At 51.6% G+C, this 7770-nt stretch carries 5 protein-coding genes and 2 pseudogenes; all 7 read right to left on the bottom strand.

Annotation, left to right across the window (positions count from 1 at the left end):
* On the bottom strand, positions 1-1138 hold a 1138-nt coding region (locus HY879_02320; GenBank protein MBI5602166.1), incomplete at its 3' end, for an NAD(P)H-dependent oxidoreductase subunit E.
* 50 nt (positions 1139-1188) lie between these two features.
* A pseudogene (gene nuoE, locus HY879_02315) lies at positions 1189-1659 on the bottom strand (NADH-quinone oxidoreductase subunit NuoE).
* The gene (locus HY879_02310; GenBank protein ID MBI5602165.1) at positions 1652-4408 is read right to left on the bottom strand and encodes a molybdopterin-dependent oxidoreductase; all 2757 of its coding nucleotides are present in this window, start codon (positions 4406-4408) and stop codon (positions 1652-1654) included. Before HY879_02310 ends, nuoE begins: the two are co-directional and overlap by 8 nt.
* Positions 4383-4802 (bottom strand): response regulator, encoded by a 420-nt coding sequence (locus HY879_02305; protein MBI5602164.1) that lies wholly within the window; start codon positions 4800-4802, stop codon positions 4383-4385. The genes HY879_02310 and HY879_02305 overlap by 26 nt, the downstream gene beginning before the upstream one ends.
* Positions 4803-5138: 336 nt before the next feature.
* Positions 5139-6503, bottom strand: a pseudogene (locus tag HY879_02300) (sigma-54-dependent Fis family transcriptional regulator).
* Positions 6504-6668: 165 nt separating this feature from the next.
* A complete protein-coding gene (locus HY879_02295) occupies positions 6669-7154 on the bottom strand; it encodes an ACT domain-containing protein (GenBank protein ID MBI5602163.1) in 486 nt (161 codons plus the stop codon).
* A 135-nt stretch (positions 7155-7289) separates the two neighbouring features.
* The gene (locus tag HY879_02290) at positions 7290-7736 is read right to left on the bottom strand and encodes a cyclic nucleotide-binding domain-containing protein (protein ID MBI5602162.1); all 447 of its coding nucleotides are present in this window, start codon (positions 7734-7736) and stop codon (positions 7290-7292) included.
* Positions 7737-7770: the final 34 nt, after the last annotated feature.

The raw sequence follows: 7770 nt of genomic DNA, 5'->3' as shown, positions 1-7770 counted from the left end.
TATTGTTGATCCGGCCGGTGACGGAAAAGATCTTGGTCCCTTTGCTTTTTTCAGTCCCCATAGCGGCATACCACTGCCAGCCTTTGAGGATGATACTTCGCAAATTGGCGAAGGTTACCACATTATTGATGGAGGTCGGCAGTCCCCGGAAACCGGCCTGGGCCGGAAAAGGCGGCCGGATGCGTGGCATGCCCCGCCGGCCCTCGAGAGAGGCGATCAGGGCCGTTTCTTCTCCGCAGACAAAGGCCCCGGCCCCTTCCCGGATGGAAATATGGAAATTAAAGTTCGAGCCGAGGATATGATCCCCTAACAGACCTCTTTTCTCGGCCTGTTCCAGGGCCATTCCAAGGTGTTTGGTGGCAATAGGGTATTCGGCCCGCACATAAATATAGCCCTCCGAGGCCCCGATGGCATAGCCGGCGATAGCCATCCCTTCCAGGACCGAATGGGGATTGCCTTCCAGGATGCTGCGGTCCATAAAGGCCCCCGGGTCGCCCTCATCGGCATTGCAGACCACATATTTGGCCTGGCCCGGGTTTTGACGGGCCAGTTTCCACTTGGTCCCGGTTGGAAATCCCGCCCCGCCGCGACCGCGCAGGCCTGATTTTTCGACAGAGTCGATAACTTCCTCCGGGGTCATGGAGAACAAAACAGACCCTAAAGCCCCATATCCCTGGCAGGCGATGTAATCTTCGAGACTGGTAGGATCGATCCGGCCGTTGTCGCTTAAGACCACCCGGTTTTGTTTTTGATAAAATGGGACCTCGAAGGCGTGAATATAGGGTTTACCGGTAGCCATATCTTTATAAATCAAGCGGCCGATGATATTCTTTTTGATCAGGGTTTCAGAAACGATTTCCGGAATATCTTCAGGGCAGACCTGTTGATAAAGGATTTCCTCGGGAGCGATAACCAGCATGGGGGCCCGTTCGCAAAACCCATGACAGCCGGTTTTTTTAATGACCACCTGCTTGGTCAGCCCCTGTTCTGCAAGGGCTTTTTCAAAGGCCGCCAAGACATCATCTCCCCCATAGGCACTGCAGCCCGGTCCCTGACAGAGATAAATGACCGTTTGATCAGGGTCTCTCTGGCTCAGGATAGATTGACGCCATTGATTCAGGGCCTCTAAACTGTTCATATATTCCAGGCCTTTCCTTTCTTCTGTCGTCATTGGTTGGCTATGGGCCATTAACACTCCCCTTTTTCCTTGGTTCGATATTTGTCTATGATCGTTTCCACTCTCCGGGGGTTCATCTTCCCATAATAATTTTTATTGATCACCATAACTGGTGATAAGGCGCAGGCCCCCAGTCAGGCCACGGTCTCCAGGGTAAAGGCAAAATCCTCCGAGGTCTGGCCGTCTTCCAATTCCAGGTCTTTCTGGACGACTCTCAAGACCCCCCGGCCGCCGCGGACATGACAGGCCGTTCCCCGGCAGACCTTAACCACATTTCGACCCCTGGGCGCGGTATGGAACTGGGAGTAAAAGGTAATCACCCCCTGGACCTGGCTTGAGGAAATTTTCAACGATTCGGCCAAAAAGGGGACAACCTCCTCAGGGACATATCCGAATCGCTCCTGGACCTGTTGCAGGACCGGGATAAGAGATTCCTGATTGGGTGGGTGACCTTGCAAGATCTCCTTAATTTCTTCAATCATTTTCAAGCGCTCCTTGTTGATCTTTTTCAATCCGAACCGAACAGAGCTTATGCAGGGACCCTTTACTGATGGGATCCCAAAAGGCTTCGAATAAGGTGTTTATTTTTAATTCAGGGTAGGGCAGGGGCAGAAAGAGGACCCCTGCCGGGCACTCCTCTCCAATCCGGGCCGAGACCGTAACCTCCCCTCTTTTCGAGTGTATGCGGACCCGGTCGCCGGAAGAGACCCTTAAATTCTCGGCGTCCTGCAGAGAAAAGGTTACTTCAGGAGGGGGGGTGATGGCCTTCAGTCTTGGGTCCTTCGAAGTTCTGGTGCCGACCCCCAGATGAGGGAGCAGGCCTCCGGTTATCAGGATAAAAGGAAATTCCGAATCCAGGACCGGCCTATCCAGATGGATTTTGGGTAGTTCAAAGGAATAAGGTCTGGGAGAAGGATCAAAGGAGTTGAGATAAATTGAGTTGCGGTTCAATCCTTCCCAGGAAATTTTACTATAGCCGGGCACCATCTCACGAATTTCAGCTAAAACATCTACGGGGGAGTAAGCCGGCCAGAATGTTTGGGCCGACCCTGAATGCAACCCCTGAAGGGAGTCTCCCTGATTAAGTTGCTCAACCCTTTTTTCCAGAGGTTTATAAGGTCCCTGGGCGGTTTCCTCGGCCTGTAACAGCAAGGAGAAGATCTCACCATCCGGTTTGGCCTGGCCCAAGGGGGGAAAGGCCCGGTTCAATCGCTGAACCCTCCGTTCCATATTGGTATAGGTGCCTTCTTTTTCTGCCGGGCTGGCTGCCGGAAGGACCAAATGGGCCTTTTGAGCCGTTTCGGTTAAAAAGATATCCTGGACCACCAGGAAAGAAAGCCGTTCCAAAGCGGCTTCCACCCACTTCCGATCCGGAAAGGTGGATAAGGGATCTTCCGAAACGAGATACAGACCTTTCAGTTGCCCGGTAAGGGCCGAGGCCAGCATCTCCATGGCCGACAGGCCCGGGCCGGTCGGGATGGGGCTTCCCCATTTGGCTTCAAAAGTTTTCAAGGCCCTGGGATCATCGGCCGGCTGATATCCGGGTAACCGGTTCGGCAAGACCCCCATATCCCAGGCCCCCTGGGCATTGCTTTCTTTCAGGACAGGGTAAAAGCCGCATCCGGGCCGGCCCCATTGTCCTGATAAAAGGACCAGATTAATCAAGGCCATGATGGTAGCCGAGGCATTTAATTGCTGGGTCAGACCGTCCCCCAAAACTACGGATAAGTTTTGGGCGGATGAAATGGCCCGGGCCGCTTCCTGAACCTGCCGGTTTTCCAGACCGGTAGCGGCTAATTCCGCCTTGATGTTCAGCTTAAAGAACGATTCCCGCCATTCCAGAAAACCCTGGGTTTGAGAGTAGACAAACCCCTGGTCCCAGAGATTCTCTGTTAAAAGGGTATGGGTCAGGGATTGGATCAGGGAAAGATCGGTGCCCGGCCGGGGCCGTAACCACAAATGGGATCTGGAAGCCAGCTTGGTTTTTCTGGGATCGATCAGGATCACCCTGGCCTTGTTTTGGGCCACGGCCCTCTTGATTTGATACCCTAAGACCGGGGCGGTTTCCGTGGGATTGGCCCCGATAACCAGGATGACATCAGCCTTCAAGAGGTTTTCCAAAGGACGGATAGTGCTGTTCAGACCCAGGGCCTTTTCCATAGCCATCAAGGCCGGGGCGGCATATAAATGGGACCCGTTATCCACATTAGGGGTCTTAAAACCAAGACGGGCCAGTTTTTGAAAGAGATACAACTCTTCATTGGTCAACTGGGGACCGGTCAGGCAGCCGATGGCCTTGGGCCCGGAATCCTGAGAGATAGCCTGGAAGCGCTGCATAAAAAAATCTAAGGCTTCTCCCCAGGAGCTTTCCGTTAAAACCCCATTTTTGCGAATCAGGGGGGTACGGATTCTTTCCGGACTATGGATATAATTGAAACCGAAATGCCCTTTGACACAGAGGGCCGGACTCCTTTTGGGGGTGTTGTCCGGGGTAACCCGGATGACCCGATCGGAACAAATCTCCATAGTCAGGGAACAGCCGCAGGCACAATGAGAACAAACCGTCCGGGTCTGCTTCGAGAGGGATCCCTGATGGGGCAATCCGGTTTCGGTCAAGGCTCCGGTGGGACATAAAGAGAGACAGGTCCCGCAAAAGGTACAGCCCGAGGCCTCGAGAGGCAGGCTTTGGAAAGTAGTGGGCCGGGACGTAAACCCCCGATGGCTGTAATCCAAAACCCCTTCGACGACCAGTTCCTGGTCCCCGCGGATACACTTGCCGCAAAGGATGCATTTGCTCATATCCCTTTTGAAAAAAGGATTGAAGTCATGGACCGGAAAGTATTGAGGCATAGGATCCAGTGGGATGAACCCTAAGCCCATTTCGGCGGCCAGGGCTCGAAGCCGGCATTGATTTCCCTTATCGCAGACGATACAGGATTCAGGGTGGCTGGCCAACAAAAGCTGCAGGATGGTCTTGCGGGTTTCGGTTACCCGAGGGGAATCCGTCCTGATGACCATTCCCGGGGCGATGGCCGTTACACAGGAAGGGAGCAATACTCCCCGGGTTTCCTCTTCGACCACGCAGATACGGCAGGCCCCGGCCGGAGACAGATGAGGGTCATGACAAAGGGTCGGGATCGGGTATCCCTGTTCTCTGGCTAATTCCAGGATGGTCATCCCTTCAGGACCGCTGGTATGGATTCCATTAATCTGCAGGGTTATGCTGCCCATAGTTATCCCCTTTACTTGCCCGGGCCTGCCTTTCCAGGGCATTTCGAATGGCTAATCGTAATTCCTCCGGGCCGAAGCTTTTGACATGGTAATAAAAGATGGGTTTCTGCCGGATCCGGGCCTCCAGTTCCGAGGTATTGCGGCCGGCCGTGATAATGATCGGAAGAGTCGGGTCGACCCCCTTGATGATCGGAATGGCCTCATAGGCCTTTACTTCAGGCATATCGGCTTCCATAATAAGGAGATCCACTTTTTCTTCCTGAACAATTTGGATAGCCCGAGTTCCTTTTTCGGTGGTAAAGACCTGATAGCCTTCCTCCTGTAAAGAGGCGGCCCACTCAGAAAGGAAGCGGCTATCCGGATCGGCGATGCAAATAGTACCCCGGTTTTCCATTGCTCGATACTCGATACTCGTTGCTCGATACTCGTTGCTTGTTACGGGTTACGAGATACGAGATACGAGTTTTAGATATGCACAAATTTCTTTTCTTGAAAAGGATAAAGAGCAAACAGAGTGCCAGAAGGCTTTGGTGATCGGAAATATCCGGTTCGTCAGGGTTTCAAGGTCTTGACTGAATACATAATCTTTTAATTGTTTCAATGTGTTTTCTTATTTTAACCCCTGAAGAACGGATGGCTTAAAAGAAGGGGTTTTCTGGTTTTTCGATTTAAAAAAGGGGAGGGTTGCCTAAAAAACTGTTACATTTTATCCCAATTGGGAGTTTTTGTCTCAGTTTTCCAGGTCATATTTCTTGATTTTTTCCAGAAGGGTCTTGCGGTTGATCCCCAGAAGCTCCGAGGCCTGGCTGCGATTGCCTTTGGTTTTTTTAAGGATCAGCCGGATATATTGCATTTCCAACTCGTTCAGGGTAGCCACCTTTTCCTCGGATAAGGGCAGATCCTGATGATGCTTATGGATAAACCAGGGGATATTATCCGCCTGGATAATCGGTCCATCTTCCAGAATGACGATCCGTTCGATCAAATGTTTCAGCTCCCGGACATTCCCCGGCCAGTCATAATCCAACAGCAGTTCCATGGCCTCGGAAGAGATGCCCCGGATCGGCTTTTTGCTTTTCCTGGCAAACCGCTCTAAGAAGTATTCAACCAGGAGGGGGACATCCTCCCGGCGTTCTTTTAAAGAAGGCAGATTCAATGGCACGACGCTGAGGCGGTAATACAAGTCTTCCCTGAATTTTCCTTCCCGGATGGCTTGTTTCAGATCCTGATTGGTAGAGGCAATGATCCGGATATCCACCTTGATCCTTTTTTCACTGCCCACTTTGATGAATTCCCGTTCTTGAATCACCCGAAGCAGCTTGGCCTGGATATTCAGGCTGAGATTGGAGATTTCATCAAAGAGGAAGGTTCCTCCATTGGCCAATTCCAGAAATCCATGTTTGGTTTGAACGGCACCGGTGAAAGAGCCTTTGACATGGCCGAACAGTTCACTTTCCAATAGGGTCTCAACCAGGGCCGAACAATCCACAGCCACGAATTCCTTGTCTTTCCGGAGACTGTGTTGATGGATGGCCCGGGCCACTAATTCTTTCCCCGTTCCGCTGGGTCCGTAAATCAAAACCGTGCTGTCAGTGGGAGCGACTTTTTCGATGGTTTGAAAGATTTTTTGCATGGCCCGGCTCTTCCCGATCAAAGGATCAGCGCCGCCTTTCAGTTCCATCTGTCTTCGTAAGGATGGGTTTTCCATTAACAGCTTTTTGTGCTCAATCGCCTTCTGCAGGGTCGCTTTAAGCTGCTCCGGGGTAAAGGGCTTGGACAGGTAATCAAAGGCCCCCATTTTAATCGACTGGACGGCGGTTTCGATCTCCGGATATCCGGTAATCATGATCACCAGTAGGTGATTGTTTTCTTCCGAGGCCGTGATGGTTTTTAAGACCTCCATGCCATCCATGTCGGGCATTTTAATGTCCAAAAGAACCAGGTTAAAGGCGTTTCGGGATAATTAAACCAGGGCCTCCTGCCCCCGGGCGACTGTTTTTACCAAAAACCCTTCCTTGGTTAAAACCCGGGCAATCCCTTCCCGGATCACCGGTTCATCGTCCACTACCAGAATGCGCATGTTGGATGGTTTCATATTCAAAGTTTCAAGTTTCAAGATGCAAGTTGCAGGGGGCAAAATGCAGTGTTCGAGTAATGGAACTTCTTGAAACTTGCATCTTGCACCTTTCGATTTTTTTGCCGAAGGCGGAATCAGTTTCCGAACTCCGAACTCCCCACTCCGAACTCCGAACTCGGGCCGTCATTCCTCCCCTCCCGGCACCTCAAAGGCCTCTCCAACGGCCTTGACGGCAATCGGCAGATCAGCGGCAGGGATAACACAGGAGCAGGTGGAGATGGAAGTGCTGATGGCCATGATGTTGATGCCTTGGAAATTCAGGGCCCCAAAAAAAGTTCCGGCGATACCGGGACGCTCCCGGAAATGGGGACCGAAAATGGAGAGGAGTGCAATATCGGAATTAATGAACATCTCCGGGTCACCGATTCGGGATCGGATTTCCATGAGGACCGCCAAGGCCGCCTCGCCTTTTAATTTGGATACGCACAGTATGACCTGGCTCTGCCCCTTTCGGTTCAGGCAATGGATAATAAACTCCACATTGATGCCCCGGTGACTCAAGGTTTGAAAGATCAAACCGGCGATGCCGGGACGGTCGGGAATATTCTCAATACTGATCAGACTCAGGTCCTTATGTTCGATGATTCCGCCCAGTTTTATTTTTTTCATAATAAGCACTCCTGCCCGTTTTGGGCACCACGAAGCATAAAAATGCGAATATCGAATATCGAATAATGAATGTCGAAGTAAGGTTGGTTTTGAACCCGCAACCCGTAACTCGTAACCCGCAACGTTATTTTCGCCCTAAACCTGTCCGGCCAGAAGCTGGCGGGTCCGCTGAAGCCGCCTGGCGATGAGGACGCATAAATTTTTCATGACCAGGAAACCCAGGTCCGGATGTTGTTGGAAAATCCGATCCAACTCCTTTTGTTGAAAGGCGATAACCTGGGATTTTTCCAGACAGATGGCTGTGGCCGTGAGCTGAAAAGGTTCGACCAGGGCCGACCAGCCGAAGGGATCTCCCTTTTTGGTTATCATTTCATAAGTAATTTCCAACCCACCGGCCAGAGAGGTCTTCAAGGCCACCACCCCATGATCCAGAAGAAAGAGTTTTTCCGCCATGGTGTTTTGAGAAAAGATGATACTTCCCGGGGCATAGGTCTCCTGTCGGGCTAAAGGGGCGAGAATTTTTAACCCCTCGGGAACCACTTTTTTAAACAGCTCACTTTGTTTCAATTGCAATTCGGCCATGCACATTCCTTTCCGTGGGGATCGAAGGAATCAG

This window comes from Deltaproteobacteria bacterium (assembly GCA_016219225.1).
GTDB lineage: Bacteria > Desulfobacterota > RBG-13-43-22 > RBG-13-43-22 > RBG-13-43-22 > RBG-13-43-22.
Note: the sequence above shows the minus strand (reverse complement) of the source record. Positions and strands in the feature narration are given on the sequence as shown.

What these genes read in the sequence shown, in the direction of transcription:
- HY879_02310 (MBI5602165.1), bottom strand. Translation starts at nt 4,408, where the DNA reads ATGGGCAGCATAACCCTGCAGATTAATGGAATCCATACCAGCGGTCCT.
- HY879_02305 (MBI5602164.1), bottom strand. Translation starts at nt 4,802, where the DNA reads ATGGAAAACCGGGGTACTATTTGCATCGCCGATCCGGATAGCCGCTTC.
- HY879_02295 (MBI5602163.1), bottom strand. Translation starts at nt 7,154, where the DNA reads ATGAAAAAAATAAAACTGGGCGGAATCATCGAACATAAGGACCTGAGT.
- HY879_02290 (MBI5602162.1), bottom strand. Translation starts at nt 7,736, where the DNA reads ATGGCCGAATTGCAATTGAAACAAAGTGAGCTGTTTAAAAAAGTGGTT.